The following is a 13,100-nucleotide window of genomic DNA, read 5'->3' as shown; positions in this document are numbered from 1 at the left end:
GGGTCCGAGGCGGCGCTTGACGAATGTGAAGGGCGTATGTACTCTGACGCAGACCCGTTTTCTGATACGTATCGAAGGCCATGATGAGCACACGACGAGGAAGTCGCCGCCCCACCCAGGTCGAGATCGCGCGCCTGGCCGGGGTGTCTCAGGCCACCGTCTCGACGGTGGTGAACGGCAATGGCGCGCAGGTCTCCGAGGAGAAGCGGCAGCGCGTGCTCGACGCCATCGCGCAGCTGGGCTACTCGGTCAACCCGATGGCGCGCGGGCTGCGCGGCGGGGGCAACCGCATCCTCGGCCTCTACACCTTCGAGTCCGTCTTCCCCGTGAGCGAGCGCGACTTCTACTTCCCGTTCCTGCTCGGCGTCGAGGCGGAGGCGGCCCTGCTGGGCTACGACATGCTCCTCTTCACCTCCGCGGGCGTCTCCGGGGAGCGCAGCGTCTACGCGGGCGGCTCCAACCGACTGCTCAAGGCAGACGGTTGTGTGCTGCTCGGTCGCCACCTGGCGCGGGACGACCTCGCTCGCCTCACTCGTGAGGACTTCCCGTTCGTGTTCATCGGCCGCAGAGAGGTCGACGGTGTGGAGCTGTCGTACGTCGGTGCCGACTACGCCGCTGCGACGAGTTCCATGGTGCGGCGCCTCGCCGCCATGGGACACCGCCGCATCTTGTTGCTCAAGCAGTCCAACGGAGACGAGCCGAGTGCCGACCGCGAGGCCGGCCACCGCGACGGGCTCGCGGAGGCGGGGCTCGCGTACGGGCCGGAACTGGTGCATGTGATCTCGGAGAACGCCGAGGTCGACGCAGAGCTCATGCGGTCGTGGATCGACGCAGGCGTCACCGCCATCCTCGTCGAGCCGAGTGAGTCCGCCGGTCTCGCCGAGGCGATCGAGCGGGCCGCCGAGCAAGCCGGCATCCACATCCCCGGCGATTGCTCCGTCGTCTTCCTGGGAGAGGCGCCTGCCCCGACTGCGACACGCATCTGGACGTCGTTCGCTCTGCCGCGCACCGAGATGGGGCGGGAGGCCGTGCAGATGCTCGTGCGGTTGCTCGAGGAACCCGGTGCCGATGCGCAACAGGTGCTGCTGCCCTGCAAGCCGACCGACGGCAACTCGATCGCACTGTCCCCGACCTTCCGGGTGCAGGCGTGATCCGGTACCTCGCTCGCTCGATCGCCACCGGCCTCTTCATCATCTGGGGTGCGGTGACGCTCGTCTTCATCATCGTTCGCGCCGCTCCCGGCGACCAGGCCACCATCCTGCTGGGCCCCGACGCCACCCTCGAGGAGGTCGAGTCGCTGAGGACCAAGCTCGGGCTCGACGCGCCGCTCCCGGTGCAATACCTGATCTACCTCGGCAACGTGGTGCGACTCGACTTCGGCGACTCCTACCGCTTCGGGCGTCCCGCGATCGAGCTCGTGTTCGAGCGACTCCCCGCGACCGCCGAGCTGGCTCTCGCCGCAACCGTCGTCGCGACCATCGGGCTCCTGCTCGGTGCGATCGCCGGCTCGCGGCCCGGCAGCAGGCTGGATCGCGCGATCTCCGGGTTCGCACTGACGCTCCAGGCCGCACCGCCGTTCTGGATCGGCATCATGTTCATCCTGTTCTTCGCCCTCCAGCTGCAGGTGCTGCCGAGTGCCGGCACCGGCAGCCCCGCCCACCTCGTGCTGCCCGCGGTGACGCTCGCCATCCCGTTCATCGCCGTCATCACCCGGATCACGCGCAGCAGCGTCGCGGAGTCGATGGCGGAGGGATACGTGCAGACCGCGATCTCGAAGGGGCTCACACCCCGGCAGGTGCTCTTCGGGCACGTCGTGCGGAACTCCTCGATTCCCGTCGTCACGATCGTCGGGCTGCACGTCGGAGCCCTGCTCGGCGGCGCCGTCATCATCGAGAACGTCTTCGCCTGGCCCGGTCTCGGCACCCTGCTCGTCTCATCGGTCTCGAATCGCGACTACTCGATCGTGCAAGCGGCCACGCTCGTCGCTGCCGTGATCGTAGTCACCATCAACTTGCTCATCGACATCCTGTACGCCCGACTCGACCCCGGATCCGGCTGGTGCGCTCATGACGAAGCTCTTGACGACCCCTGCTCGCACGCGCCGCTCGACCCGCGGCCTGCCGCAGGGCACGATCCCCGCGATCATCATCGGCCTCTATGTGCTGGTGGCGGTCATCGGCCCCATGTTCGTGTTCTACGACCCGGTCATCACCTCGGTGGGCGACCGGCTGCTCCCGCCCGGATCGGTGAGCGCGGCGGGCGAGCCGCGACCGCTCGGCACCGACGGCGTCGGCCGGGACATGCTCGGGCAACTGATCTACGGCGCGCGCACCTCGCTCATCATCGGGGTCTCCGTCGTGGGGATCTCCGCTGTGGTCGGCGTGCTGCTCGGCACGATGGCCGGTTATTTCTCGGGCTGGGCGGATGTCTCCATCTCGCGCCTCATCGACGTTCTGCTCGCCTTCCCCGGCATCCTGCTCGCGATCATCATCGCCGGCGTGCTCGACCGCAGCATGCTGGTGGTCATCCTCGCCCTGTCGGTCGCCAACTGGATCGGGTTCGCGCGGCTCTCGCGAGGGATCGCCCTGTCGTTCCGCGAGCGACCGTGGGTCGATGCGGCCCGCCTCGTCGGTGTGCCGTCACCCCTGTTGCTGTTGCGGCACATCATTCCGTTCGTGATCGGGCCTGTCGCCGCGCTCGCGACGACGGAGTTCGCGCTCGCCATCCTCTCCGAGGCGGGACTCAGCTTCCTCGGGCTGGGGCTGCCGCCCTCGTCGGTCTCCTGGGGTCAGACGATCGCGATCGGACGCAGCTACCTCGGCAGCGCCTGGTGGGTCTCGGCGTTCCCCGGCATCGCCCTGAGTGGCCTGGTCATCAGCGCCGGACTGCTCGGTGACCGGCTTACCGCGCGACTCACCGGCGACCGACGGTGAGCCGTCGTCTTCGAACTCAACTGCCCACGACAAGGAAGTCAGAAAAGGAGATATCAGCAATGCCCATCACATTCCGAACACGACTGATGGCGGGGGCCGCGGCCATCGTCACAGCGGCGTCGCTTGCGGCGTGTACCACCACCTCCGGGCCCACTCTCGCCGAGGATCAGGAACTCGCCGTCGGCGTGCAGTATCCGATCGAGAACCTCGATCCGCACGGGGCGTCATCGCAAGACGCCGGCACCCAATTGGCAGCAGAGGCCATCTTCAGCCAGCTCGTCAACACCGTCGGGCCGGGAAAATTCGAGGGCGAACTCGCCGAGTCCTGGGAACCGAACGACGACGCGAGCGTGTGGACCTTCACGCTCCGCGACGGCCTCACGTTCTCGGATGACTCCCCGCTGACGTCAGCGGACGTCGCGGCGTCGTTCGAACGCGTGCTCGCGCTCGCCGGACCGCTCTCCTCGAACTTCAAGGGCTTCACGGTCGCGGCGCCCGACGACAAGACGGTCGTCTTCACGGCGCCCGGACCCGAGCCGGCGCTGCTCGGCAAGCTGCAGCTCTTCGTGGTGACACCTGCGGACGTTGACGAGAACAGCTTCGGCGAGCCGATCGGCTCCGGACCGTTCGTCGTCGACGAGTTCGTGCCCGGCTCGACCCTTCGGCTCGTGCCGAACCCCAACTACTGGGGCGAGGAGCCGACGCTCGACGTGCTCGAGCTCCGGACGATCCCGGAGATCGCGGCTCGCATGACCGCGCTGCAGACCGGCGAGATCCAGGTGGCGTGGGGTATGCCCGACGACCAGGTCGCCATGCTGCGTGAGAACGCCGACCTCCAGGTGGAGGCGATCGAGACCAACGCCGTCATGACGATGTGGATGAACAGCTCTACCCCCGCCATCGCGGATCCCGCGGTGCGGCGTGCGCTGTGGCAGGCGGTCGACTTCGAGACGATCATCACGAGCCTCTTCCCCGAGACCGGCAGCCCCGCCGATTCGGTGGTCGCGCCGACGGTGCTGGGGTACGCCCCGCAGGAGCCTGTGGCGTACGACCCGGATGCTGCCAAGGAGGCGCTCGAGGATGCCGGGTTCGACTTCTCGACGACGCTGCGCTTCCAGTACTCGCAACCGCAGTTCGCCGAGGTGACGCAGGCCGTCGCCTCCGACCTCGCCAAGATCGGCGTCAAGGTCGACGTGCTCGAGAAGGAGCAGGCGGTGTTCCTCGAGGACCTGCTCGCTCTCAACTGGGACATCAACATCCAGATGATCGGTTCGCAGGGGTTCGATGCTGCGACCAACGTCGGCCGCCTCTACCCGTGTGCGGCGCACCGTACCGGCTACTGCAACGAGGAGCTCGACGCTCTGCTCGCCTCGGCCGGCTCGACGGGTGATGTCGAGAAGCGCGAGGAGTACTACGCCCAGGCGATCGAGATCATCTGGAACGACGCGGTCGGCATGTACCCGATGTTCACACGCCTCGCGTACGCCTGGAACAAGAACGTCGACGGTCTCGTCCTGGCGCCCGACGGACGTCCGGGCTTCGCCTCCGTGACCATCTCGGCGTCCAACTAAGAGGGCGAGGCGTCGTCGATGACATCAGCAACGGATGAGCGGCCGCTCCTGGAGGTCGTCGGCCTGTCGGTCGACGTGCCCGGCGCGGGCGGACCCATCAGGATCGTCGACGACGTCTCGTTCAGCGTGCGGCCCGGGAGGACCACGGGTCTCATCGGAGAGTCCGGGAGTGGCAAGACGATGACGGCGAACGCCGTGATCGGATTGCTGCCCCCGGGCTCCACCACCCAGGGGCAGATCTGGTGGCGTAGACGCGACCTCCTCGCGATGAGCGAGGCGGAGCGCCGTGCCGTGCGCGGCCGCGAGATCGCCATGATCTTCCAGGACCCGCTCGCCGCCCTGAACCCGACCCAGACCATCGGCACGCAGGTCGGTGAGATCCTCCGCCGCAACGGTGCCGGTCGTCAGGAGGTGCGCAATGCGGCGGTGCAGCTGCTCACGCGAGCGGGGATCCCGGATGCTGCACGCCGCGCCCGGGAGTACCCCCACCAGTTCTCGGGGGCATGCGCCAGCGCGCCATGATCGCGCTTGCACTCGCCGGCTCTCCCGGTCTCATGCTCGCCGACGAGCCCACGACGGCACTCGACGTCACCGTGCAGGCGCGGATCCTCGACCTCTTGAGTTCTCTGCGTCAGACCGAGGGGATGGCGATGCTGCTGGTGAGCCACGATCTGCGGGTCATGGCGCACGTCGCCGACGACCTCGTCGTGATGTATGCGGGGCGTGTGGCCGAACGCGGACCGGCGGCCGACCTGCTCGCCCGACCCAAGCATCCGTACACCCGCGCACTCGTGAAGAGCGTGCCCGCGGTGACGACCAAGAGCGCGCTCGCCGAACCCCTTCCCGGCGCCCCCGCCAACCCGCGGTCGCGCCCCAGCGGTTGCCCATTCCATCCGCGCTGTCCGATGGCGCAGGACATCTGCCGCGTCGTCGAGCCGCCGTTCATCGCCATCGACGAGGTGCGGCGCTCTGCCTGCCATTTCGCCGAGGAGGTCCCCGCATGACCGGGCCACTGCTCGAAGTCGACGGGCTCGTCGTGGACTTCTCCCGCCGCCGTCGCCGTCTTCGACCCGGCGAGGAACCCCCGCGCAAGGCCGTCGACGGTGTGAGCTTGAGCCTCCGACACAACGAGACCCTCGCGATCGTGGGCGAGTCGGGCTCCGGAAAGACGACCGTCGCCCGCAGCGTCGTCGGCCTCCAGAAGTTCGGCGCGGGCTCCATTCGCTTCCACGGGACCGAGTTGCGCACCGTATCGCGCCGGCCGGCCGCCCTCAAGCGCGAGATCCAGATGGTGTTCCAGGATCCGCGTTCCTCGCTCAACCCGCGCATGACCGTGCGCGCCATCATCAACGAAGTGTGGCGAACGCACCCCGCTATCGCACCTCGCGACCGGGCAACCGCGCTCGCCGAGCTCCTCGACGACGTCGGGCTCGACCCCAGCGTCGCGGACCGCCGGCCGGCGGCGCTCTCGGGCGGACAGTGTCAGCGTGTGAGCATCGCACGTGCGCTCGCGCTCAAGCCCACCCTGCTCGTGTGCGACGAGGCCGTCTCCGCCCTCGACGTGTCGGTGCAAGCCCAGATTCTGCGACTGCTCGTGGACCTCAAGGAGGAGCACGGACTCTCCCTCTTGTTCATCTCGCACGATCTCGGGGTCGTGCGGCAGATCGCCGACCGCGTCGCCGTCATGCGCCGCGGCGAGATCGTCGAGTTCGACGACGCCGAGCAGATCTTCGTGCACCCTGCGCACGAGTACACCCGTCAGCTTCTCGACGCCGCGCTCGATCTCGCCGGCGCCGACGACTAGGTCAACAACATCAGGGAAAGGCACAGGGTGACAGGGGTTCGAGTGGAGACATGCGACGTGCTGATCGTCGGCGGCGGGCTGGGAGGCGTCGCCGCGGCACTCGGCGCCGCGCGCCGCGGCCTTCGCGTGCTCGTCACGGAGGAGACCGACTGGATCGGCGGGCAGCTCACGAGTCAGGGGTTCCCCCGACGAGCATCCCTGGATCGAGCGGTTCGGTGCGACGCGCAGCTATCGCGCGGTTCGCGACGGCATCCGTGAGCACTACCGCCGGTGGTATCCGCTGACACCGGACGCCCTCGCCGACCCCGAGCTCAACCCGGGCAAAGGCAAGGTCAGTCGGCTCTGCCACGAACCGCGGGTCGCGGCATCCGTGCTCGAGTCGATGGTGTCGCCGTACCTCACCTCGGGACGGATGCGCATCCTGTATCGACACGTCGCCGTCGAGGTCGAGACCTCGGGCGACACGATCACCTCTGTGCATCTGCAGGGGCCCGAGCACAGGGTGGAGGTGCGGGCCCGCTACGTGCTCGACGCGACCGAGCTCGGCGATGTGCTGGCAGTCGGCGACGTCGAACACGTCACGGGATTCGAGTCGCGTGCCGAGACGGGCGAGCCGAGCGCGCCCGACGAGGCGCAGCCGTCGAACATGCAGGCGTTCTCCTGGGTCTTCGCGATCGAGTACCGCGAGGGGAGGACCACACGATCGAGCGGCCGGCCGACTACGACTTCTGGCGTTCGTACCAGCCCGACTACTGGCCGGGGCCGCTGCTCGGGTTGACGGCACCCGACCCGCGAACGCTCGAGCCGCTCGAGCGACGCTTCGTGCCGCACGAGCCGGTCGGCGAGATCGTCGCCGATCAGAGCCTCGATCCGGGTGACCGCGAACTGTGGGCGTTCCGGAGGATCGTCTCGCGTGATGTCTTCGAACCCGGCTTCTGCGACAGCGAGGTCACGATCGTCAACTGGCCCATGATCGACTATCTGCCGGGTGCCCTCATCGGCGTCGACGACGACGAGAAGCAGCGCCACCTGCAGGGCAGCCGGGATCTCGCGGCAAGCATGCTCTACTGGCTGCAGACGGAGGCTCCGCGTCCGGATGGCGGACGGGGCTGGCCGGGTCTGCGGCTCCGCCCCGACGTGATGGGGACCGACGACGGCTTTGCAAAGGCGCCCTACATTCGAGAGTCGCGTCGCATCCGGGCCCAGTACACCGTCGTCGAACAGGATGTCTCGCTCGCCGTGCGCGGCGAGGCGGGCGCCGTGTCGTATCCCGACAGCGTCGGGATCGGGATGTACCGGATCGACCTGCACCCGTCGACCGGAGGCGACAACTACATCGATGTCGCGAGCTGTCCGTTCCAGATCCCGCTCGGGGCGCTCATCCCGGTGCGGGTGGAGAACCTGCTCGCTGCGGGCAAGAACATCGGCACGACGCACATCACCAACGGATGCTTTCGCCTGCACCCGGTGGAATGGAACGTCGGCGAGGTCGCCGGGCTGCTCGCGTCATACTGTCTCGAACGCGAGCTGGCGCCCGCCGCTGTGCGAAACGACCCGGCGTCGCTCGCCGAGTTCCAGGAGCTGCTGGTGGCCGAGGGCATCGAGCTCGCCTGGCCGGACGACCCGGATGTGAGGCCGTACTGATGATCGATGGACGTCACCTGCTCTCGGGGCTCATCGTGCCGATCGTCACGGGGCTCGATGCCGAAAGCCGCCCGGATGCCACGCTGAGCGCACGTTTGCTCGATGCCATGGCTGATGCCGGCGTGACGAAACTCATGGTGCTCGGCAGCAACGGCGAGGGGCCGCTCATCCCCACCAGCATGTTGCGCGGCTATCTCGAGGAGATGGTGCAGGCCTGGCACGACCGGGTTCCGCTCGGTGCCGTCGTGGTGAACGCGACCGCCCCGGCCACGCTCGAGGCGCTCGAGCGCGGGGCGCTCGCCGTGGCGGCGGGTGCGGACGCGGTCGCGGTGTGTGCGCCGTTCTACTTCCGCCATCGTGACGACGAGATCCTCGAGCACTTCCGTCGCTTCGCAGCGCTCGAGGCGCCCGTCGTGGCCTACAACATCCCTCGCTACGTGAACGACCTGACGCCGGCCGTCATCGAGCAGCTGCCCGAACTCTCGCATGTGATCGGGGTCAAGGACAGTTCGGGAGACCTCGAGACGCTCGCCCGCTTCATCGCGCTCAAAGACGCGCGTCCGGACTTCGGGGTCAGCCAGGGCGGCGAGACGGCGCTGCTCGCCGGGCTGCGCATGGGGGCGGACGGCATCGTGCCCGGCACCGGCAACATCGCGCCATCGCTCGCCGTGCGGCTGCTCGACGCGCTCGCCGTCGGTGACGACGCAGCCGCCGAACGCGCGCAAGAGGTGACGACTCTGCTGACCGGCATGCACCGCATTCGCGCCGGGGTGCCCTCGGTGAAGGCGGTGCTCGATCAGCTCGGCCTCCTGACGCCACACGTGGCACCCCCACTTGCCCCGTGCACCGAGGCGGAGCGTTCAGCGCTCGCCGAGTTCATCGCGCCGTTCCGGGCCGAGCTGATCGGAGGAAGCTGAGTCGCCATGACGTCCCCGAACGTGGTCGTGATCCTCGCCGACGATCTGGGGTACTCAGATCTCGGATGCTTCGGCGGCGAGATCGACACCCCACGACTCGATGCGCTCGCGGCGGGTGGGGTGCGCATGAACGCGTTCTATGCGACTCCGCGCTGCAGCCCGTCGCGGGCTGCCCTCCTCACAGGTCGCCACCCGCACTCCGTCGGCGTGGGGATCCTCACGACCGACGACCGGCCGAACGGGTACCCGGGCTCGCTCGACCCTCGCGTACCGACGGTGGCCGAGCGACTTGGAGAGCGTGGTTACGCAACGGCGCTGCTGGGCAAGTGGCACCTGTCGTCGGATACGAACACCCCGAACGAGACCTGGCCGACGCGGCGCGGTTTCGACGAGTTCTACGGCATCCTCGGTGGGGCCGCGAGCTACTACGATCCCCCGCTCTACGAAGGCGAGCAGCGGATCGAGCGTGGTGACGACCCCGACTACTACCTCACCGACGATCTCTCGCGGCGGGCCGTCGAGTTCGTCGACGCGGCCGTCGCCGGTGGCACCCCGTTCTTCCTCTACCTCGCGTACACGGCGCCGCACTGGCCGTTGCACGCGCCCGAGCACCGGATCGCGCACTATCGCGAGCGGTACCGTCGTGGCTGGGACGAGTTGCGCCGCCGGCGTGCCGACCGTCTGAGTGAAGTCGCACTCGAGCACGTGGTCGACCTGCCGCACGATCCCGAGGTGCCCCCGTTCGCAGGCGCGGCCTCCCTCGAGTGGGAGGCCGAGCGGATGGCGACCTACGCCGCACAGGTCGAGGCGATGGACGCGGGCGTGGGCCGGCTGCTCGACGCACTCGACGCGCACGGGGTGCGTGACGACACACTCGTGATCTTCACCTCCGACAACGGGGCGAGTGCCGAGGCGCTACCCTTCTCGCCGAGTCTCACCGCGCATGCCGGGCGCACGCGCGACGGACGCGAAGTGCGCGTGGGCAATGAGCCCGCGATCCGACCGGGGCCCGACGATGGCTTCGCGAGCTACGGGCGGTCGTGGGCACAACTCTCGAACACCCCCTTCCGCCGGTACAAGCGCTGGGTGCACGAGGGCGGCATCGCGGTTCCGTTCCTGGCGAGCTGGCCGCATGGGGGCGTCACGGGCGGCGGCGTGAGTGCCGCACCCGCGCACATCGTCGATGTCGCGCCGACGATCATGACGGCCGTCGGCGGAGTTGCCGAGGGAGCCGGCGAGAGTCTGCTCGAGCTGCTGCGGGCGCCCCGGACGTTCGACTCCGAGGAGCGGACCCTCTGCTGGGAGCACATGGGGAACGCCGCGATTCGCCGCGGCCGCTGGAAGCTCGTGCGCGACGCGGATCAGCCGTGGGAGCTCTACGACCTCGCGATCGATCGCCGCGAACTGCACGACGTCGCCGGGCAGCATCCGACGCTCGTCGCGGAGTTGGAGCGTGCGTGGCACGACTGGGCGGACGCCAACGGGGTGATCCCCTGGAGTGACGTGCTCGCCGACTTCCGCGCGCGCGGCCGCGCGCTGCCCGGGTGAGGCACAGGAAGGGGACGCATACATGGTGCACGTGATCGTGTTGCCGGGTGGCGGCTACGCGGTGCATGCGGAACGCACGGCGGAGCCGGTGGCGGAATGGCTCGGCTCGGCGGGCGTCTCGGCGTCGGTCTTCCGCTATCCGTTGCTCGCGCGGCACCCCGCCCCACTCGACGCGATCCGGGCGGAATTGCGGACGCAGCGCGCACGGCACAACGGACCAGTCGGGCTCATCGGCTTCTCGGCGGGGGCCACGCGGCGGGTCTCGCCGCCTACGCACCAGCGGATGCGGTGGAGGACCGTGCGGACTTCGTCGTGCTCGGTTATCCCGTGGTGTCGATGCAGTCGGCGACCCATCGCGCTTCGCAGCTCAATCTGCTCGGCGAGGATGCGAGCGACGCGCTACGTGCCGCTACCTCGCTCGACGTCCTCGTCGACCGGCAGGCGCCACCGAGCTTCGTCTGGCATTCGGTGGGGGACACGATCGTGCCGGTCGATCACGCCTACCTGCTGGGCGCCGCGCTGGCCCGACACCACGTTCCGCACGAGCTCCACCTGTTCGAGGACGGCGACCACGCGCTCGGTCTCGCGCGCGGTGCGGGCAACGTCGAGCAGTGGACAGAACTCTGCCTGCGCTGGCTCCGTGCACACGGGTGGGCTCCGTGAGCGGCTCCTCAGCAGCGGCGCCCGCCCCGCCGGAGGGCTTCGCCGAGTTCTGGACCGCCCGCTACCGGCGGGCACGGGCTGTCGACCCCGCGCCCCGGATCGTCGGCACCCGCCGATTCGGCGACCGGATCGAGCACGACATCGCCTTCACCTCGGAGGGGCACGTCGAGTTGGGTGGGTGGCTGCAGCTGCCGGCCTCGGGTGAGCCGACACGCGGACTCGTCGTGGGCCATGGTTACGGCGGTCGTTCGTCCCCCGAGCGCCCCGTTCCCGTCGACGATGCTGCGGTGCTGTGGTTCTGCTCCCGGGGGCTCCCGGATCGGGGACTCGTGCCGGGCATCCCGCGGCGCCCCGACGAGCACGTGCTCCATGGCATCCAGCACCGCGACAGCTACGTGCACGGGGGTGCGTGGCAGACCTCTGGTGCGCGGTCACCGCACTCGGGCTCCTCGTGCCGGGTCTGGCGCGCATCGACTATCTCGGCACGAGCTTCGGCGGCGGCATCGGCGCGCTCGCGATCCCGTGGGACGACCGGCTGGCTGCCGCCTGTCTCGTCGTGCCGAGCTTCGGCAACCACCCTCTTCGAATCACGGTGCCGAATACCGGCAGCGGTGCGGCAGTGAGCCGGTACGTGCAGCAGCATCCGGAGACGCTCGAGGTGCTGCGGTGGTATGACGCAGCCACTGCGGCGGGTTTCGCGCCACTCCCGGTGCACGTCGCCGTCGCCCGCGAGGATGCGGTGGTGCCGGCAGCGGGGCAGCTCTCGATCGCCGACGCCCTCGCGGGTTCACGCATCGGGCGGTTCGTGCTCAGCTACGGCCATCGCGACTACCCGGGCCGCGGTCAGGAACTCGCCGAGCTGTGGGAGGCGCAACGCCGCTTCCTGGGGTCATGACGCTCGCCGGCACTGGCCGCCGCAAGACCCGTCGGTTACCATCGAATGGTTTCCCGAAACCCGAGAAGCGTGTCGTAACCCGGAGGAGAGCGTGATGACCATTGCCGCGCGCTCCGGTGACGACCGCGATGTGAGCTCGTGACGCCTGCCGACGGTCCGCTTCCTGCAGCGACATCCCGCCGCGAGCTCCGTGAACGTGAGCGCGCGGCGGCCGCCGCGGCCGCGAGTTCTGCTCCGCCGTCGGCAGCGCCGTCGCAGACCCCACCGACTCTGCCCGCCGCGCTGCCTCTGCCCGCCGCACCGGCATCCTCGGCACCGCCTCCTCGGCCGCAGGCGGCCACCGCCGCCACCCATCCGCCGACGCGCCGCACGGCCCGGCGGAGGCTCGGCTCCCGCTTGCTGTCGTTCGGCGCGCTGACCGCCGCCGGGGCACTCGTGGTGGGTATGTCGTTGCCCGTCAACGTGCTGGGCGGCTACGACCTCGCCGCGGCCGACGTTGCCGACCTCGCCCCCTCGGTGCCGATCGAGGGCCAGGAGGTCGACATCGCCAACACAGATGCTTCGGCCCTCAGCGCCCAGCGCGACACTTTCGAGGTCAAGTCGTGGGCGCAGGTGCTGCGCGACAAGTACTCGCGCGGCAACTTCGCCTACTCGGTGTTCTGGACCGGGCCGGTGCGCTGGCCGTTCCCCTACGAGGTACCCATCACGGATGGCTTCGGCGCGCGCCCGGCCCCGTGCGGTGGCTGCTCGACCTTCCACTACGCCATCGACCTGGTGCCCGGTGCGGGCACACCGATCTACTCGATCGCCGACGGCGTCGTCATCGACCACGTCGACGGCTTCGGCAGCTGGGGCAACTACGTGCGCATCCAGCACACCATCGACGGCCGTCAGGTCATCTCGAGCTACGCGCACATGCAGACCGGATCGTCGCCGCTCGCGATCGGCGACCGGATCGCCGTGGGCGACTTCGTCGGACTCGTCGGCGCCACCGGTCAGGTGACCGCGCCGCACCTGCACCTCGAGATCGAAGACAACGGGGTGCGGGTCGACCCGTTCATCTGGCTGACGCAGAACACGTCGCGCTAGCTCTCAGCTGGTTGAGGAGCCGCGCAGCGGCGTCTC

At 69.3% G+C, this 13,100-nt stretch carries 14 protein-coding genes and 1 pseudogene; all 15 read left to right on the top strand.

Going from position 1 to position 13,100, the window contains the following annotated elements:
* Nucleotides 1-80 precede the first annotated feature (80 nt).
* The 15 genes and pseudogenes from QQK29_RS04230 (at nucleotide 81) to QQK29_RS04160 (ending at nucleotide 13,064) form a co-directional block, all read left to right on the top strand.
* Nucleotides 81-1,151, top strand: coding sequence for a LacI family DNA-binding transcriptional regulator (locus QQK29_RS04230; protein ID WP_348533800.1), 1,071 nt, complete (start codon nucleotides 81-83; stop codon nucleotides 1,149-1,151).
* Nucleotides 1,148-1,990: pseudogene (locus QQK29_RS18440) on the top strand (ABC transporter permease); the annotation flags it as partial. The gene QQK29_RS04230 and the pseudogene QQK29_RS18440, both read left to right, overlap by 4 nt.
* Nucleotides 1,991-2,066: 76 nt before the next feature.
* Nucleotides 2,067-2,933, top strand: a complete 867-nt coding sequence (locus QQK29_RS04220) for an ABC transporter permease (protein ID WP_284298055.1) — start codon at nucleotides 2,067-2,069, stop codon at nucleotides 2,931-2,933.
* A gap of 59 nt (nucleotides 2,934-2,992) precedes the next feature.
* Complete coding sequence (locus QQK29_RS04215) at nucleotides 2,993-4,504, top strand: ABC transporter substrate-binding protein (protein ID WP_284298053.1); 1,512 nt, start codon at nucleotides 2,993-2,995, stop codon at nucleotides 4,502-4,504.
* Nucleotides 4,505-4,522: 18 nt separating this feature from the next.
* On the top strand, nucleotides 4,523-5,026 hold the full coding sequence (locus tag QQK29_RS04210) for an ATP-binding cassette domain-containing protein (RefSeq protein WP_284298051.1): 504 nt from the start codon (nucleotides 4,523-4,525) through the stop codon (nucleotides 5,024-5,026).
* Nucleotides 5,023-5,508, top strand: a complete 486-nt coding sequence (locus tag QQK29_RS04205) for an oligopeptide/dipeptide ABC transporter ATP-binding protein (protein ID WP_284298048.1) — start codon at nucleotides 5,023-5,025, stop codon at nucleotides 5,506-5,508. The genes QQK29_RS04210 and QQK29_RS04205 overlap by 4 nt, the downstream gene beginning before the upstream one ends.
* Entirely contained in the window at nucleotides 5,505-6,308 is an 804-nt protein-coding gene (locus tag QQK29_RS04200; protein WP_284298046.1) for an ABC transporter ATP-binding protein, read from the top strand. Before QQK29_RS04205 ends, QQK29_RS04200 begins: the two co-directional genes overlap by 4 nt.
* Nucleotides 6,309-6,365: 57 nt before the next feature.
* Complete coding sequence (locus tag QQK29_RS04195) at nucleotides 6,366-6,566, top strand: FAD-dependent oxidoreductase (protein ID WP_284298044.1); 201 nt, start codon at nucleotides 6,366-6,368, stop codon at nucleotides 6,564-6,566.
* 112 nt (nucleotides 6,567-6,678) lie between these two features.
* Nucleotides 6,679-7,086, top strand: a complete 408-nt coding sequence (locus tag QQK29_RS04190; RefSeq protein WP_431308651.1) for an FAD-dependent oxidoreductase — start codon at nucleotides 6,679-6,681, stop codon at nucleotides 7,084-7,086.
* Nucleotides 7,083-7,952: an FAD-dependent oxidoreductase gene (locus tag QQK29_RS04185; protein ID WP_284298042.1), complete on the top strand. Its 870-nt coding sequence runs from the start codon at nucleotides 7,083-7,085 to the stop codon at nucleotides 7,950-7,952. Before QQK29_RS04190 ends, QQK29_RS04185 begins: the two co-directional genes overlap by 4 nt.
* The gene (locus QQK29_RS04180; RefSeq protein WP_284298040.1) at nucleotides 7,952-8,869 is read left to right on the top strand and encodes a dihydrodipicolinate synthase family protein; all 918 of its coding nucleotides are present in this window, start codon (nucleotides 7,952-7,954) and stop codon (nucleotides 8,867-8,869) included. Before QQK29_RS04185 ends, QQK29_RS04180 begins: the two co-directional genes overlap by 1 nt.
* 6 nt (nucleotides 8,870-8,875) lie before the next feature.
* On the top strand, nucleotides 8,876-10,417 hold the full coding sequence (locus QQK29_RS04175) for an arylsulfatase (RefSeq protein WP_284298038.1): 1,542 nt from the start codon (nucleotides 8,876-8,878) through the stop codon (nucleotides 10,415-10,417).
* Nucleotides 10,418-10,705: 288 nt separating this feature from the next.
* Nucleotides 10,706-11,080 carry an alpha/beta hydrolase family protein gene (locus tag QQK29_RS04170; RefSeq protein WP_284298036.1) on the top strand — a complete coding sequence of 125 codons (375 nt, stop codon included), beginning with the start codon at nucleotides 10,706-10,708 and terminating at the stop codon, nucleotides 11,078-11,080.
* Nucleotides 11,081-11,489: 409 nt separating this feature from the next.
* Nucleotides 11,490-11,975 carry an acetylxylan esterase family protein gene (locus QQK29_RS04165; RefSeq protein WP_284298035.1) on the top strand — a complete coding sequence of 162 codons (486 nt, stop codon included), beginning with the start codon at nucleotides 11,490-11,492 and terminating at the stop codon, nucleotides 11,973-11,975.
* A gap of 138 nt (nucleotides 11,976-12,113) precedes the next feature.
* Nucleotides 12,114-13,064 carry a M23 family metallopeptidase gene (locus tag QQK29_RS04160; protein WP_284298032.1) on the top strand — a complete coding sequence of 317 codons (951 nt, stop codon included), beginning with the start codon at nucleotides 12,114-12,116 and terminating at the stop codon, nucleotides 13,062-13,064.
* Nucleotides 13,065-13,100 lie beyond the last annotated feature (36 nt).

Source organism: Homoserinibacter gongjuensis, assembly GCF_030161875.1.
In the GTDB taxonomy this organism is placed as follows: Bacteria; Actinomycetota; Actinomycetes; order Actinomycetales; family Microbacteriaceae; genus Homoserinibacter; species Homoserinibacter gongjuensis.
The sequence above is the reverse complement of the archived record's forward strand: the minus strand, read 5'-3'. Positions and strand labels throughout refer to the sequence as shown.

What these genes read in the sequence shown, in the direction of transcription:
- QQK29_RS04230 (WP_348533800.1), top strand. Translation starts at nt 81, where the DNA reads ATGATGAGCACACGACGAGGAAGTCGCCGCCCCACCCAGGTCGAGATC.
- QQK29_RS04215 (WP_284298053.1), top strand. Translation starts at nt 2,993, where the DNA reads ATGCCCATCACATTCCGAACACGACTGATGGCGGGGGCCGCGGCCATC.
- QQK29_RS04210 (WP_284298051.1), top strand. Translation starts at nt 4,523, where the DNA reads ATGACATCAGCAACGGATGAGCGGCCGCTCCTGGAGGTCGTCGGCCTG.
- QQK29_RS04220 (WP_284298055.1), top strand. Translation starts at nt 2,067, where the DNA reads ATGACGAAGCTCTTGACGACCCCTGCTCGCACGCGCCGCTCGACCCGC.
- QQK29_RS04205 (WP_284298048.1), top strand. Translation starts at nt 5,023, where the DNA reads ATGATCGCGCTTGCACTCGCCGGCTCTCCCGGTCTCATGCTCGCCGAC.
- QQK29_RS04175 (WP_284298038.1), top strand. Translation starts at nt 8,876, where the DNA reads ATGACGTCCCCGAACGTGGTCGTGATCCTCGCCGACGATCTGGGGTAC.
- QQK29_RS04180 (WP_284298040.1), top strand. Translation starts at nt 7,952, where the DNA reads ATGATCGATGGACGTCACCTGCTCTCGGGGCTCATCGTGCCGATCGTC.
- QQK29_RS04200 (WP_284298046.1), top strand. Translation starts at nt 5,505, where the DNA reads ATGACCGGGCCACTGCTCGAAGTCGACGGGCTCGTCGTGGACTTCTCC.